The organism is Arthrobacter sp. GW460-12-1-14-TSB2, assembly GCF_059423525.1.
Genome location: NZ_JBWKYC010000016.1, coordinates 47,789 through 63,301, shown reverse-complemented (window position 1 = coordinate 63,301; position 15,513 = coordinate 47,789). Strand labels below are relative to the sequence as shown.

Here is a 15,513-nt window from a genome sequence, read left to right as displayed (position 1 = left end):
GCTTATCCACATAGTGCGCCGGGGGCGATGCCCCGCGGTCCTGCCCGCAGGTAGCTTGGGCAGAAAGCCGCCTCCTTCCCAAGGGAAAGCACCTGATGACACTCCACTGCACCCTGGTCCGCGGGCCCGATGCCGCCAGTCCGGGACCTCCGCTCGAACTGATTATCGAGGCCCCGCCGGGAGGCTCCGGGCTCATGCTGCAGCAGGCCTTAACGCAGGAATACGGTGCCCGTGAACTCTCAGTGTCCGGCTTTCCGTTGTGCCGCTTGGTCGTCGGTGAGCCGCCGCTGGTTACCGGGGCCGTCATCGTTGACGGCGCCGGGGATCGCCCTCCGGAAAGCGGCGAGGGAAGGGCCTCGACGCTGCTTGTTGCCGTACACAGCGGTCCGGCGGCGGGGACAGTGCTGCCACTAAGGCGCGGTAGGTATCGGCTCGGCCGGAGCGGTACGGAAATCGCCATCCCCGATGCCGCCCTCTCCCGTGAGCACGCCAGGCTGGACATTACTGACACGGCCGTCACCATCACCGATCTGGACAGCGTCAACGGGACCTTTGTGGACGGCAAGCGGGTGTGGCAGGCCGCCGTCTCTACGAACTCGCTCATCAGCTGCGGGAATTCGACGCTGTCCATCGTGTTCGGGCCTGGTCCGGCCGGACGGCTGCCGGAGTGGGAGGCTGCCGGATCCAGTGTGGCTGATCCCCTGAAGATTCCGCACAGGCGGGAAGGCGGCAACCGGGGAATTCTCCTCCTCACGGCGGTCCTGCCAATACTCATTGGTGTGGGCCTGGCTGTCATCACCGGGATGTGGATGTTTCTGGCCTTTACGGCCGTTTCTGCTGTCTCTTTGCTGGTGCCCATGCTCGCCGGCCGCCGCCAGCGGCAGCGGCTGAAGGCATTAGTGGCTGCCGCCGTTGAAGAAGACAGGGAACGTCGACGCCGATCCGCACCGTCCGCGGCCGAGCTCGCCCTGAGGGGGCGATCGGAACACAACGGCCGGTGGGACGGGACAGCCGTACCCGACGATATTGGGCTCCGCCTCGGGCTGGCCGAGCAACGGGCAAACATCAGGTTGGACCCGGCGGACCCGGATTTCGAGGCGCCGGAGGCGGGCCTCATGCCGACCGTCCTTCAGCTTTTGGACCTTACGTTTGTCCGCGGAGCGCGGCAGGACGTCGCCGGGGTGGTCAGGTTCATGCTGATGCAGCTCACAAGTTTCAGGTCGGCGGCCCGGACCCGGGTCGTTGTGCATGGGTCACCCGGCTCCCTGCCGCTGACCGCCAGGTACCTTAGGCCGGTCATGCTTTCGTCCAGTCCCCGGACAACCTCGGAGGTTCTGGAGCACTGTATCGACCGGGCGCGGGAACGCGGCGTGCTGATACTTACCGGTGATGACCGCGGCCAGTCCGGATCCCACGGCATGGCTGCCACCGCCATCAACCGTGGCTGGCACGTTGTGGACTGCACACTCGATAGCGGCCCAGAGGACGGCGGTCCCGAATCGGGCGCGGTTGTCGAACTCGGAGGAGCCACCGCGACGTTAAGGATTGGGGGCGCGGCGAGGGACTTCCTGCCCGACCTCGTCCCGGAGGGAGTCTTCGACCGATATTGCCGGAACATGGCCGTGCGGCTTGAGCGCAGCCCGGACTCCGCACCGGTCGTGCCGCAGAGTTGCTCGCTCGCTGACGTCCTCCCTGGTGCCGCAGCGGACGCATCAGCCCGTTGGGTCGCCGGCAACAGCAGACCCGGACTCTGCGTTCCCATCGGGATGACTGCATCCGGGCCCCGCGTGCTGGACCTTGAGTCGGACGGCCCGCATTTTCTGGTGGCAGGAACCACCGGGTCCGGAAAATCCGAACTACTCCGGAGCCTGACCGCCGGCCTGGCACTCAGCTACCCGCCGGACAGGATCAACTTCCTCTTTTTCGACTTCAAAGGCGGTTCGGGCCTGGGACCGCTGACCGGCCTGCCCCATTGTGTGGGCATGCTCACCGACCTCACCAGAAATGAACTGGACCGCGCGCTAATCTCCCTGCGAGCGGAAATCCGGCACCGGGAGGAATTGCTGTCCGCCGCTCAGGCTCCGGACTTGGCCGGCTATCGGTCCGTTGGATCCCCGGCCGGGTCGCTCCCCCACCTGGTCCTCATCATTGACGAATTCCGCATGCTCGTTGAAGATGCTCCCGACGCACTGAAGGAGCTGATGAGGATCGCAGCCGTCGGACGGTCGTTGGGCCTGCACCTGATCATGGCAACGCAGCGGCCCCAGGGCGCACTCACGGCAGACATCCGCGCCAACGTCACCACAAGCATTGCCCTACGCGTCCAGTCGGACATGGAATCGGTGGACATCATCAATTCACGGCTTGCCGCCGGCATTTCGGTGGCCAACCCCGGGCGCGCCTACCTCGCCCGCGGGACGGAGGATCCAGTCGAGTTCCAGGCGGCAACCCTCTCGGGCGCCGCAGCAGCGGTGAGATCATCCCCGGTCCGCGTTCGCCCTGCGGCCGAGGCTCTTGTGGTGTCTGCGACCGGCCAGGAAGAGAACGCCGACCCGGGGTTCCCGCTTTCACCAGCCCGGGCGGCCGGTCCCATTGTGGAGTCGCTGGTGGAACTCTGGGACGGTCTGGGCGGTTCAGCACCCCGCCGCCCCGTGGCGATACCGCTGCCAACGATCGTGCTGCTTCCCGACCCCGGCAGAGAAGGCGGACCCGATCCCGGCATCTGGTCCGTACAGCTCGGCCTGCTGGACGAGCCGGACCGGCAGCGGGTCTCTCGGCTGACGTGGCAGCCAGCCAACCATGGTCACTTGGCCTTGGTCGGCGGAACGGCCAGCGGGGTGGACGAAGCCCTGGATCTGGTACTGCAGCAACTGATCGAACATGACATCGAATCGCATATCTACCTGCTCGATGCTGGCAATGCCTTCAGCTCGGTCCGCTCCCATCCGCGGGTGGGCGCGGCGGCCGGCCTTCACGAACTCCGCCGGGCCGTCCGGATCCTGGAACGGGTTGCCCTCGAGCTGTCACTGCGGCTCAGCCGCCCGGCGGAGTCACTGCCGCCACCGATTGTCCTGGTGCTTGCCGGCTGGGGCTCATGGGTCTCATCGTTCCGTGCCGGCCCGCTGGCCTGGGCGGAAGACCTAGTCCAGGACATCGTCCGGGACGGCGCCAGGGCAGGCGTTACGGTGCTCATTGCCGGAGACCGGGAGGTGGTAACAGCCCGATACTTCGCGTCCATCCCTAGCCGGGCCTACTTCCCGACTGGCTCCACCGAAGAGGGCCGGCTTGCCTGGCCACGGCTCCCGGACGTAGCGCTAATCCGCGGACGGGCAGTGATGTTCGGCCCGTTGGCGGGCAGCCCGGCCTCCCCGGCCCAGTTTTACGCAGCCCCTCCTACGTCGACTACATGCGCTGGCAGGGGCAAGGAACCGGCCGTCAGGCCCTTCAGAATTGAGGCGCTGCCCAGGCGCCTGAGCGTTGCGGATGTCCTGGCACGTGTCCCGAGCGTTTCCGCACCGCCAGCCAGCACAACAGCTGCAGCCGGAAACGATTCCAGAAGCCGCAAGTTAATAGTCGGGATCGGCGGTGATGAACTTGTCCCGGCTGCAGTCCGTCTTCCGCCGGGAGGCGTCCTGCCGGTTCTGGGAGGCCCGTCTTCCGGCAAGAGTTCCCTTCTTGCAGCCATCCCGGAGCTTAACGCTGATGCTCCAGGGTGGCTCCGCCCCGGCCCGGAAGATACAGCCGCCAGCTACTGGGCCGATGTGCTGGCAAACGCCGACGCGGGCACGCTAAACAAGGACTGGGTTCTCCTCGTGGACGATGCGGACATGCTGACAGCGGAAGCGCGCCGGCATCTCGAGGCCCTGCATGGTTTTGGTTTGAGGGTAATCCTGACTGCGGGGTTCAGCCCTTCACTCAGCCAGCGGGTTCCGCTGGCTGCACATGCCCGCGGCCAGGGGGCCGGCATCCTGATCGCGCCGCGGCACATCAACGACGGCGATTTCTTCGGCATTCGCTTTGAGGTGGAAGCCAACCCGCCGGCAGGGAGGGCCGTCATCATTGCAGAGGGCCGGGCTGTGCCCGTTCAGTTGGCGGCCGGACCGGGCCCCGGGGTCACAACGCCGGAGGCGCCCCGCCGGCACGTGAAGCAAAACTGATCACGCGCTTGTTAAAGAGCAGGACCACGGCAATGACCGCCGGAACCAGCATCGCGAATCCCGCGGCAATGTAACCGCCGGTGAGCGTCGGAAATCCGATCGTCAGCACAAACAGCTGGGCCACCAAAGCCCCCGCCCGCGGCCAGCGGAATCCCCGGAGGAGAAAATAGGCAACGGCGTAAAGCCAGGCCGAAAATGACATCAGGAGCGCCAGGGTAAACACAGCACCCCAAAACGAAAGGACGGGCGCTCCTGTGATCAGCTGAATTGCATACCAGCCCGCTGCCGCGAGCAGTGCCGTTGCTTCAGCGGCCACGATCAGGGACAGGACGGTGACCGGAGGCGGCCGCGTGGCCCGAACTTCCGGGGAAACAGGGCGCGGGGAAGCAACCGAACCGTCAGTGTCACCAGGCAAGCGGGGCTCGGGGGTGGCGTCGGAGTGGTCCTCTGGGGGTCTTGACACACTGGCACCATACCGGACATAGTCGACTCCGGGGAGAGCGCTGGCGAGCTATGTGACGTATCGCTCACGCTTATAAGGCACTTCGTGGACGATTACCCCTTGTTTACACAGCGTTAACATGACACGCTTAATTCAGATGACCAAGGGGACCCGGCTGGGTCCCTTTCTTATGTTGCCTCTAGTGAATATTTTCACAAGTGGCTAAAAACGAGTTCCCAGGAATGGAGTGACTGATCAGCATGGATTGGCGTAACCGCGCAGCGTGCCTCGACAAGGACCCGGAGCTGTTCTTCCCAGTAGGAAACACCGGGCCTGCTCTCCTGCAGATCGAGGAGGCCAAGAGTGTGTGCCGCCGCTGCCCGGTGGTGGACACCTGCCTCCAGTGGGCCCTCGAATCGGGCCAGGACGCCGGCGTCTGGGGCGGAATGAGCGAAGACGAGCGTCGGGCCCTCAAGCGCCGCGCTGCACGCGCCCGTCGGGCCTCCTGACCGTTTGGATTTCCGGCCTCCGGACAAAACGAAGCGGCCGCGGACTTCAGAGTCCGCGGCCGCTTCCCATTTAAGGGTCGAAGGTCATTTAGGGTTCCACCGTCACCGTTTTTGCAGGTTCAGGACGATCTGCACGGCGGTGCCGCCGCCCTCGCGGGGTTTCCACTGGATGCTGCCGCCCAGTTCGCTGGTGACGAGGGTCCTAACGATCTGCAGTCCCAGGCCTTCAACATGTGGAGTTTCCGGAAGCCCGACACCGTCATCGGCCACGGTCACGGTCAGGAACTCGTCGCCGTCGTCGCCTTCCGATCGGTCGGCCAGAAGCCAGACAGTTCCGGTTCGCCCCTCCAGGCCGTGCTCGACTGCGTTGGTCACCAGCTCGTTGATAACCAGGGCAAGCGGGGTGGCGAAGTCGCTGGGCAGTTCACCAAACAGCCCGGACCTGGCAGTCTTGACCTGCTGCGACGGCGAGGCCACTTCGGCGGACAGACGGAACTGGCGGCCGATCAGCTCATCGAAGTCAACGCTTTGCGTCAGCCCCTGGGACAGCGTCTCATGGACCAAGGCAATCGTTGCGACTCTCCGCATCGCCTGTTCCAGGCCCTGCTTGGCCTCATCACTGACCATCCGGCGAGACTGCATGCGCAGCAATGCCGCAACAGTCTGAAGGTTGTTCTTAACCCGGTGGTGGATCTCCCGAATGGTGGCGTCCTTGGTCACAAGCTCCATTTCACGGCGCCGGAGCTCGGAGACGTCGCGGCAGAGCACCAGCGCCCCGAACCTTTGCTGCTCATCGCGTAAGGGGATGGCCCGGAGCGAGAGGCTGACTCCGCGGGATTCGATTTCGCTCCGCCACGGCATCCGGCCGGTGACCACGAGCGGCAGCGTTTCATCCACCATGCGGCGGTCCCGCAGCAGACCCGCCGTGACCTCGGCGAGCGACCTGCCCTCGAGGGATTCACCGTCCCCCAGGCGCCTGAATGCGGAGACGCCGTTGGGGCTGGCGTACTGCACAATCCCGTCTGCGTCGAGCCGGATCAGGCCGTCTCCCACCCGCGGGGCGCCGCGGCGGGATCCGGTGGGCGAGGCAAAGTCGGGCCACAGTCCGAGCGTTCCCATCCGGAGAAGGTCATAGGCGCACTGCCTGTACGTCAGTTCAAGCCTGGACGGCATCCGTGAACTGGACAGGTCCATGTGTGTTGTCACGACGGCGAGCGTCCGGCCATTCCTGACCATAGGGACAGCCTCGACGCGGAGAGCCATGTCGCTGCTCCAGTTGGTCTCACTCGAGCGCTCAATGGTCCGGCTACTCCACGCCTTATCAACCAGCGGCTGCAGGTCCGACCTGATCCCCTCCCCCACGAAGTCGGTGTGGAACACCGTGTGCGTGGTGGAGGGGCGGACGTGGGCCAAGGCCACGTAGCCGAACTCAGGATGCGGAAACCACAAGGCAAGGTCAGCGAAGGCGAGGTCGGCGACCATCTGCCAGTCGCCCACCAGGAGGTGAAGCCACTCGGCATCCCCCGGCCCAAAATCAGCGTGTTCCCTGATGGGGTCCGTAAAGATTGCCACTACACCTCCAGATTCGACGCTAAGGAACGGATCCCTAGCGCCGGACGATTGACCTCAAGAGCCTCAATGCTACCGACAGTGACGCCATATCGTCCGCTTCGAGCGAGTTGACCTCCTCAAACATGCTCCTGGCACGGTCGAGCTGTTCGGCATTCAGGCCTTCCCACTTCAGTACCCGGTCCTCCGCAGGGGTCCCGGGCGACGTCGACTCAAGCACCGACGCCGTAATATCCGAAATGGTGGAGTAGAGGTCGTCACGCAAGGCGGCACGGGCCAGCGCCTGCCAGCGGTCACGCCGCGGGAGCTTGGTGATGCGTTCCAGGAGGGAATCCACGTGGAAGCGGTCGAACACCGTGTAATACACGTGTGCGATGCTTTCCACCGGCTCCGCGTTGATGTGGGCGATCTTGGCGATGTCCAGCAGCACAAAGCTTTCGAACAGCTCGGCCCAGCGATGGGCCAGGTCCTCCGGAAGTTCCCAGCTCCGGGCCTTTTCCAGCCACGCAGCCACCCGGGCACGGTCGTCGCCCCGCAGGTAATCGAGGAGCCGGGCCCGCATCGGATCCATCAGAGGCTTGAATTCAGCCACGATTTCGGAGATCGGCCGGGAAGCGCTGCCCTGGCCGATCACCCAGCGGACAGCCCGGTCCAGGAGCCGGCGGATGTCCAGGTGGACAGTGCTCCAGTGCTCGGTGGGGAAGGAGGCAGGCAGTTCATTGAGCTCGCCGACCATGATGTCCAGCTCGTAGATTTCGCGGAGGGCCACAAACGCCTTGGCCACCGCGGCTTCGTTGGCTGACGTCTCTTCGATGGTGCGGAATGCAAACGTGATGCCGCCAAGGTTGATCATGTCGTTGGCCACGACAGTGGCGATGATCTCGCGCCGCAGCGGATGGCTGTCGAGCTCGACGTCGAACCTCTCCCTCAGCTGCTTCGGGAAATAGGACCGCAGGGTCTGCCTGAACCACGGATCGTCGGCGAGATCGCTCTCACGCAGTGCCGTTGCGAGTTCGATCTTGGCGTAAGCCGCCAGCACCGAGAGTTCCGGGGAGGTCAGCCCCTGTCCCTGGGCCAGGCGTTCCCGAAGGGTCGCGGTTGTGGGCAGTGCTTCGAGCTCGCGCTTGAGGTCGGCCGACTTCTCCAGCCAGTCCATCAGCCGTTCATAGCTGGGGCTCCACTCCGCCACCCGGATTCTGTCATTGAGGAGCAGGATGTTCTGGTCAATGTTGTCTTCAAGCACGAGCCGGCCGACTTCATCCGTCATGGACGCCAGGAAATCGGCCCGCTCGGCGGACTCGAGCTTGCCCGCGGCGACCATCCGGTCGACGAAGATCTTGATGTTGACCTCGTGGTCCGAGCAGTCGACTCCGGCCGAGTTGTCAATGGCGTCCGTATTCAGGATGACACCCTGAAGTGCGGCCTCAATGCGCCCGCGCTGGGTCATGCCCAGGTTTCCGCCTTCTCCGACCACCTTGACGCGGAGGTCACGCCCGTCAACGCGGATGGCGTCGTTGGCCTTGTCCCCCACCTCGGCATGCGTTTCGGTGCTTGCCTTGACGTAGGTTCCGATGCCGCCGTTGTACAGCAGATCGGCGGGCGCCAGGAGAATGGCGCGAAGGAGCTCCGGCGGGCTCAGCTCGGAGGTGCCGTCCGGGAGTCCCAGGGCTGCGCGCACCTGGTCGGAGACCGGAATCGACTTGGCCTGCCGTCCGTAGACGCCACCGCCTTCGCTGATGAGGGCCTTGTCGTAGTCATCCCAGGAGGACCGGGGCAGGTTGAAGAGCCGCAGCCGCTCTTCGTAGGACGCCGACTCGTCAGGATTCGGATCCAGGAAGATGTGGCGGTGGTCGAACGCGGCAAGCAGCCGGATGTGTTTCGACAGCAGCATGCCGTTGCCAAAGACGTCCCCGGACATGTCACCGACGCCCACCACGGTGAACGGCTCCGACTGGGTATCAAGGTCGAGTTCGCTGAAGTGGCGCTTGACCGATTCCCACGCCCCCCGGGCGGTGATCCCCATGGCCTTGTGGTCGTAACCCACGGATCCGCCTGAGGCAAAGGCATCCCCGAGCCAGAAGCCGTATTCCGCCGAGAGCCCGTTGGCGATGTCTGAAAACGTTGCGGTTCCCTTGTCTGCTGCGACAACGAGGTAGTTGTCGTTGTCGTCGTAGCGGACGACGTCGGCCGGCGGAACCACAGCTTCGCCGTCCGGAGTGGTGATTAGGTTGTCCGTGAGGTCCAGCAGGCCGCGGATGAAGGTCTTGTAGCTCTCCACGCCCTCCGCCATCCACGCGGTCCTGTCGGCGGCAGGATCCGGAAGCTGCTTGGCAAAGAATCCGCCCTTGGCACCGGTGGGCACAATGACGGCGTTCTTGACCGTCTGCGCCTTAACAAGGCCAAGGATTTCGGTCCGGAAGTCCTCACGCCGGTCGGACCAGCGCAGCCCGCCGCGGGCCACCTTGCCGAAGCGGAGGTGCACGCCCTCCACCCTGGGCGAGTACACCCAGATTTCAAACATGGGTCGAGGGAAAGCCAGCCCGTCGATTGCGGCCGGATTCAGCTTGAAGCTCAGGTAGGGCTTCTGCTGATAGAAGTTCGTCCGGAGCGTGGCCTCGATGAGGTTCGCAAAAGTCCGAAGCACCCGGTCGGCGTCCAGGGTTGCAACCTGTTCAATGGCGGCTGCCAGCTCCGTACGGACGCTGGCTTGGCGCTCCGCCCGGACGTCGTCCTCGAGGGCGGGGTCGAAGCGTGCCGCGAACAGTGCCACGAGCGAACGTGTCACGTCAGGATTTGCCAGGAGCGTGTCAGCAATGAATCCGAACGAATTTGTGTTGCCCATCTGACGCATGTATTTCGCATAGGCGCGGAGGACCACAATCTGGCGCCACGGCATGCGCTCGCGCAGGACCAGGCGGTCGAAGCTGTCCGACTCGACGTCGCCGGAGACGGCGGCGCCGAAAGCGTCCGCCAACAACTGGCCCGTCGCGAGGGGAGCAACACCGGAGGGGTACTTCAGGCCCAGGTCATACAGGAAGAAATCCCGTTTGTCGGCCGTCTCGATTTCGAACGGCCGCTCATCGAGCACTTCGAGCCCCAGGTTGTGAAAAAACGGCAGGATCTGGCTGAGGCTCTTCGGCTCCAGCATGTAGAGCTTGACGCGTGCGTCCTCTTCGAGCGTGGCCCCTGCGCCCTCGGGCAAGTACACGTGTACCCCGGGCTTCTCAAGCCGTCCTTTTTCAGCCGGCTCGGCGGCCGACCCGTACTTCTCGAAGCGCGCAATGTCCGTCAGCGCATCTTCGACCTCGTAGTCCACGCGGTAGCTGGCCGGGAAGGCCTCGGCCCAGGCAGAGGCAATCGCCTTGTTGTCGCCGTTGGCGCCACTGGCACGCAGCACTTCCGTGATGCCTTCGCTCCACGAACGCGCGGCACGGACAAGCCTCTTCTCCAGTTCCTCGACATTGACGTCGCTGACGTCTGCGTCCTTCGGGAGCCGGATTCGGAAGAAGAGCCTGGCCAGCGCGGATTCGGTCATCCTGGCTTCGTAATCAATGGAGACGGCGTGAAAGGTCTCGCGGAGCTCCTGCTCGATGCGGAGGCGCACGTTGGTGGTGTAGCGGTCACGGGGAAGGTACACGAGTGCGGACATAAACCGGCCGTAGATGTCGGGCCTCAGGAACAAGCGGGTGCGCCGCCGCTCCTGCAGTCTTTGAATGCCTGTCGCCGTCGCTGCGAGGTCGGAAACCTCGATCTGGAACAGCTCATCGCGGGGGTAGGTTTCAAGGATACCCAGCAGGTCTTTGCCCGAATGGGAGTGCGGCGGGAAGCCGGCGCTTCGCAGGACGGCTTCGACCTTCTCGCGAACAATCGGAATGTTCCGGACCGAGCCCGCGTAGGCGCTCGTGGCGAAGAGGCCGATGAACCGCTGCTCGCCGTTGACGTTGCCGGCGGCGTCGAAGCTCTTCACGCCGATGTAGTCGAGGTATGCCGGACGGTGCACTGTGGAACGGGAGTTGGCTTTGGTGATCACCAGAGCGCGCTTTTCCCGCGCTTTCCTCCGGCCGGCGACGGTGAGGTGCTGGACGTGGTGCCCGTCCGCGCCGCTGCGGAGCAGTCCGAGTCCGCTTTCCTCCCGCAGTTCCAGGACGTCCTCGCCGGACTCGTTGACCAGGTCATATTCGCGGTAGCCAAGGAAGGTGAAGTTTCCGTCATCGAGCCAGCGGAGGAGGTCCTGGGCCTGACGAAGTTCCTCGATCTGGGAGGCATTGGCCACGTTGTCCAGGTCCTGGGCGATCTGGAGGGCCTTGTTGCGCATCTTGGGCCAGTCTTCGACGGCCGCCCGCACATCACCGAGCACGCGCTCAATGCCTTCGACGAGCCGCCCCTGCGCTTCCTCGCTGGCAAGGCCGATTTCGACGGCGATCCAGGACTCCATGTGCGAGGCGTTGTCACCCTGGGCAATCAGGTGCGACAGGCTTGGCATTGCGGCAGTGTCGCCGCTGGAGATGCCGATGCCGGACGGAACCCTGTCCACCTTCGTCAGACGGGAGGTTGCGCGGTTGCGTGTGACGACGAACAGCGGGTGGAGGACAAGGTGGATTGCCGAGTTCTGGCGAACGAGCTCGGCGTTGACGGAGTCCACGAGAAACGGCATGTCGTCCGTGACGATATACACGACGCTGCAGTCCGACTCGTCCACGATCCTGATGTTGGCCGTGCCCGGTACACGGACAGCGGCAACTTCGCGGTGGGTCTCGGCGCGGGCGGCCAGGACATCCGGCGAATAGGCCCGGGAATCCTCCTCCGCAAGGTGCTCGTAATAGTCTCCGAAGTACCCTTCACGGGCTCCGAGCAAAACGGACTGATCCTCCACATTGGAGCCAGACGACATCGACAAACGCCTCCATCACAAGTTCATAGCTGCCTCATTGCAGCCCTTATGGCGAGCCTAGCCCTTTAGGTGCCTCTTCGCTGTGGAAGAAAAGACAGAGGATCGGCGTTTTTGCTGGGCAGGTGCACAAACCAATTCGGCAATGGCCTGGCGCAGCCCGGACTCGGGTGCGGCCTCCAGCAGAAGACTCCCGGCGAGGAGCGCCGCGTCACTTGCTGCCCCGTCTGCCGGGAGGAACGCGGTGATCCCTTCTGACGGCCCGTACCTTTCCCACGCCTCGCGCAGCTGGCGCGCAGGGAAACGTCCGGCGGCAGCGGCGCGAACCTTGTTCAGGACCACCTTCGGTGACGCCTGGGGAACCGCTGCCTCAAGTTCGGCAAGACCGCGGACGAGCCGCGGCACGCCGATCGAGTCGGCCGATCCCACGGCATAAACGGTGTCCGCGAGCTCGAGGCTCCGCAGCGTGGCGGCATTCCTGCGTGGAGCCATGGTGTCAAAACTGAGTTCCTCGTCCGCTTCGAGGCAGAAGCCGGTGTCCACCACGACGAAGTCCGCCACCTCCCGCGCCCTCTCAAAGACGACACCCAGGGCTGTTGCGCGCAATTCGGTCCAGCGATCCGCGCGTGTGATGCCTGTCAGAATCCGGAGCGTCCCGGATTTGAGGACGACGGGTGTGGCAATCTTCAGCAGCGCGCCGGCATCCAGTTGCCCCAGGTCGGCCAGCCGGCACGCCTGGGCTAGACCTGCGGATTCGTCCAGGAGTCCCAGCATGCCCGCGACGCTGGCTCCATAGCTGTCAGCGTCAATCAGAAGCACTGAATTGCCGGCCGCGGCCAGTTCACCGGCCATGTTGACGGCCACCAGAGTCCGGCCGGGAGAACCCGCTGGACCCCAGACGGTGATGACTTGTCCGCTACCGGACGGCTCTCCCGGGACGGCATCGATCTCCTCCGGGACGGTCCGGATGGCGGCACCGGTGTCCGCGAATCCGCTGTCCCACGCCTGAAACGGCGCGGGACTGGCCCACCGGGCAACCGCGCCCGAAATCCTGCCGGCAAGTGCCGCCGAGTCAACCCCCGCAGGCGCCGCCGTGACACCGATCGCTGTCAGCCTCACCGTTTCTTCCGGACTGTCCGTCAATGCGATGACGACGACGCCCACGGCGGTGAGCCGGTCAACAAGCGAGGCCGTCAGTTCGTCACTCCCCTCCGCGACAACGGCAGCCCGGGCGAGGCCGCTCTGGCAGGCGGCCAGCAGCTCCGTCAGCTCCGAGCATCTCCTCACCACAGTGACCGGTCCATGGAGGCGTTCGAGGCCGCCGACCAGATCCTCCCGGGACTGGCCGACCGTGACGACGGGGATGCTCATGATGTTCCGCCGCCCGGGTTCCAGACCACGGAAATCCTCGCCTTGTTCGCCTGGGCACCAAGCAGCCTCGGCATCTGCTCGTCAGTGACAAGGACCATGACCACCGTGGAGCGGGAAGATCCCAACGTGGTCGAGCCCGGGGTAACTTCAGCGATCTCAGCCCCTGGAAGCAACAACTTCGGTTCGCTGAAGCCGTTGCGGGCATCAGGCAGGGCCACCCAGACGTCAACCCGTGAACCTGCTGCGGCCTGCTCCGGCAGGGCTTCGTCGACAGTAATTGCGACCGGCTTACGGTTCAGCGCATCGGGCTTGCCGAGGCTTCCCCGAGGAACCAACTGGTCCGGACCGATCCGCTGCACGGCAACCATGCCCTCGGGCAGTCCGGCCTCTGCGGTGACATAGTGGGATTCCACGTCGCCGAGCCTGACCTTCACACGGTTGACGTTTTCAGCAGTGACTTTCTCACCGACGGCGATCTGACCTTTTGCCGCAAACACCTCGGTGGTCTGGTCGGCGCCCCCGACCAGTGACACAACACCGGCCACGGAGGCCAGGACCAGCAGGAACCCGAGAAGCAGCCTCGGATCCTTCCAAGACGGCTTTTTGAGCCTGACTGCACTGGCCGTCGTACCTGAACTCACGTGCTGTTCCCCCCGTCGGTGCCGGCGGACTGGCTGATGCGCCGGACTACCTCATTGTTACGGCAAATGGGCCTGATCGAAAGTCAAAAGACCAAACAACGCCAAACTGTGGATAACAGCACCACCCGACGCCAATGGTGGCAAAATAGAAACATGCCCCGATTCCTCACCCTTGCAGACGTAGCCGAACAGCTGCAGATCAACTCCCCGGCGGCCTATGCGCTCGTGCGTAGCGGCGAACTCAAAGCCATCCAGGTGGGCGGAAGGGGACAGTGGCGCGTGGAAGAAAAGATGCTGGAACAGTACATCGAAGAGCGCTACGCGGAAGCCGAGCGCATGATTCAGGAAGCCAAGTCCAAGTCACTCTGAGCAGGGACGCCCGTCTGAGCCGGGACCGGGGCGCGGGCGCACGAACCGCCGCCAGGGAGTGCGTTCAGAGCTCCGCTCCGCGTATTGAACGTAGTGCACCAAGCGAGGAAAAAGGCACCGAGGCAACCTGGCTGACGTTGGCGGCGCGGCGGACCTCTCCGGGCCGGGTCATGGCCAGATCGAAATAGTCCCGCCCCACGCGATCAATAACACCACTCAGTCCCGCCGCGCCGTGTGCGCCGCCGATGAGAATAACCGACAGATCAGCCCTGTCGCGCCCCAGGCCGCGAAGGGCACTGGCCAGCCCCAGCTTTCGCCGGACGGATGACGGCTCGGCCATTGCCAGCCTCCCCAGGCCGTGGTACCGGGAAACTGCCGCGAAGGGGACCAGCACCTGCTGATGATGATCGTTGAGCACCAGGCTCTCTCCCCCCACGTGACTCAAGGCGCCCTCGAACACGGCTCCGGATGCCAGGTGCACCGCCACCCTGAGCCCCAGGGAACCGCGCAACCTGTCCGCCAGTTCCACACCCGCGACATCTGCCCGCGACCGCTCGGCGATTTCCGATTCGAGCTCCAGCCGGCCAACTGAGGCCAGTTGTGCCTCCATGTCCTCAAACAAGGCGTCCCAACGCATGCCGCCAATCTAGGCGCGCGTCGTCCCCCGGTCAATTCGCGGCTGGCCCATGCGACGAAAAACAAATCACTGGACAAAAGTCGGAAAGTAAGTTCAAACTAGGTTGAAATAGATCAAACAACATCAAACAACATCAAACAACCTGAGGAGTAGGATCATGGAGGTTTCACGCGGCAGGCTGCTCCGCTCAGACGCAATGCTGGCGGTGACGATCCTGCTTCTCGGGCTCTTCCTGGCGGCTACAGGAGCCTCGCTGACGGAGCGATGGGAGCGATCATCTGCCAGGGACCAGTCACTGGCTTTCGAAGACCTGCTCGGATTTGTCGTCAACACAACAGGACTCATCATTGTCACCTGGTGGATTCTGTCGATGTTGATTGCACTAACTTCCGCCGGCCTGGAACGCGCCGGAAGCCGCCGGGCTGCGGAGATCACCGGAAGATACAGTCCTTCCTTCATGCGCCGCCTCGCCCTCGCCGCAGTGGGACTTCAGCTGCTGGGAGCACCGCTTGCCCACGCCGGCAGGGTGACTGCTGACCCCCAGTGGAGTCCAACCTCCCCTCCGGCCACCTCAGCAGTGTGGATGCCCACCGAACACGCGGCGTCAGCACCTCACCCCGGTCCCGGCGCCACTGATCCGAGGTGGAAACCGCACGCGCCCGTCGTCAGCCCGGGCCCATTGTCGGCACAACCTGTACGGGCTGCCCGCCAACAGCCGGTTGACGAGGACGGATCGGTCACCGTGGTGGCCGGTGACTCGCTGTGGACCATTGCGGCCAACCAGCTGGGCTCCCCCGCTTCTGATCGCGACATCGCCCTGGAATGGCCTCGCTGGTACGAGGCGAACAGGGCCGTCCTGGGTGAAAGCCCCGATCTCCTTCTCCCGGGACAGGTACTCCGGCCTCCGTCCAGGTCCTAAATCCGCAGTAA

The 15,513-nt window shown here is 64.5% G+C and carries 10 protein-coding genes; 4 read left to right on the top strand and 6 right to left on the bottom strand.

Features of this window, described 5'->3' with window-relative positions; all coding sequences use genetic code 11:
• Positions 1–95: 95 nt before the first annotated feature.
• Positions 96–4,157, top strand: a complete 4,062-nt coding sequence (locus AC07YR_RS17520) for an FtsK/SpoIIIE domain-containing protein (RefSeq protein ID WP_494734683.1) — start codon at positions 96–98, stop codon at positions 4,155–4,157.
• On the opposite strand, the gene AC07YR_RS17515 is transcribed toward AC07YR_RS17520, so the two are convergent.
• Positions 4,114–4,620 (bottom strand): hypothetical protein, encoded by a 507-nt coding sequence (locus AC07YR_RS17515; protein WP_436058049.1) that lies wholly within the window; start codon positions 4,618–4,620, stop codon positions 4,114–4,116. The genes AC07YR_RS17520 and AC07YR_RS17515 overlap by 44 nt on opposite strands.
• Positions 4,621–4,859: 239 nt before the next feature.
• Here AC07YR_RS17515 and AC07YR_RS17510 point away from each other — a divergent pair, with 239 nt between their 5' ends.
• Positions 4,860–5,108 (top strand): WhiB family transcriptional regulator, encoded by a 249-nt coding sequence (locus tag AC07YR_RS17510; RefSeq protein ID WP_003804966.1) that lies wholly within the window; start codon positions 4,860–4,862, stop codon positions 5,106–5,108.
• Between the two features lie 102 nt (positions 5,109–5,210).
• Here AC07YR_RS17510 and AC07YR_RS17505 read toward each other — a convergent pair whose 3' ends face one another.
• From AC07YR_RS17505 to AC07YR_RS17490, 4 genes are read right to left on the bottom strand one after another with little or no spacing between them, the layout of a single operon-like run.
• Entirely contained in the window at positions 5,211–6,680 is a 1,470-nt protein-coding gene (locus AC07YR_RS17505; RefSeq protein ID WP_028270180.1) for a sensor histidine kinase, read from the bottom strand.
• Positions 6,681–6,714: 34 nt separating this feature from the next.
• On the bottom strand, positions 6,715–11,568 hold the full coding sequence (locus AC07YR_RS17500; RefSeq protein ID WP_494734682.1) for an NAD-glutamate dehydrogenase: 4,854 nt from the start codon (positions 11,566–11,568) through the stop codon (positions 6,715–6,717).
• A gap of 57 nt (positions 11,569–11,625) precedes the next feature.
• On the bottom strand, positions 11,626–12,936 hold the full coding sequence (locus AC07YR_RS17495; protein ID WP_494734681.1) for a CpaE/TadZ family protein: 1,311 nt from the start codon (positions 12,934–12,936) through the stop codon (positions 11,626–11,628).
• Entirely contained in the window at positions 12,933–13,577 is a 645-nt protein-coding gene (locus AC07YR_RS17490) for a CpaB family protein (protein ID WP_436058052.1), read from the bottom strand. The genes AC07YR_RS17495 and AC07YR_RS17490 overlap by 4 nt, the downstream gene beginning before the upstream one ends.
• 153 nt (positions 13,578–13,730) lie before the next feature.
• Between AC07YR_RS17490 and AC07YR_RS17485 the strand changes: the two genes are divergently transcribed.
• Entirely contained in the window at positions 13,731–13,946 is a 216-nt protein-coding gene (locus tag AC07YR_RS17485) for a helix-turn-helix domain-containing protein (protein WP_436058053.1), read from the top strand.
• 64 nt (positions 13,947–14,010) lie between these two features.
• On the opposite strand, the gene AC07YR_RS17480 is transcribed toward AC07YR_RS17485, so the two are convergent.
• Positions 14,011–14,583, bottom strand: a complete 573-nt coding sequence (locus tag AC07YR_RS17480) for a hypothetical protein (RefSeq protein WP_494734680.1) — start codon at positions 14,581–14,583, stop codon at positions 14,011–14,013.
• 157 nt (positions 14,584–14,740) lie between these two features.
• Between AC07YR_RS17480 and AC07YR_RS17475 the strand changes: the two genes are divergently transcribed.
• Positions 14,741–15,502 (top strand): LysM peptidoglycan-binding domain-containing protein, encoded by a 762-nt coding sequence (locus tag AC07YR_RS17475; protein WP_494734679.1) that lies wholly within the window; start codon positions 14,741–14,743, stop codon positions 15,500–15,502.
• Positions 15,503–15,513 lie beyond the last annotated feature (11 nt).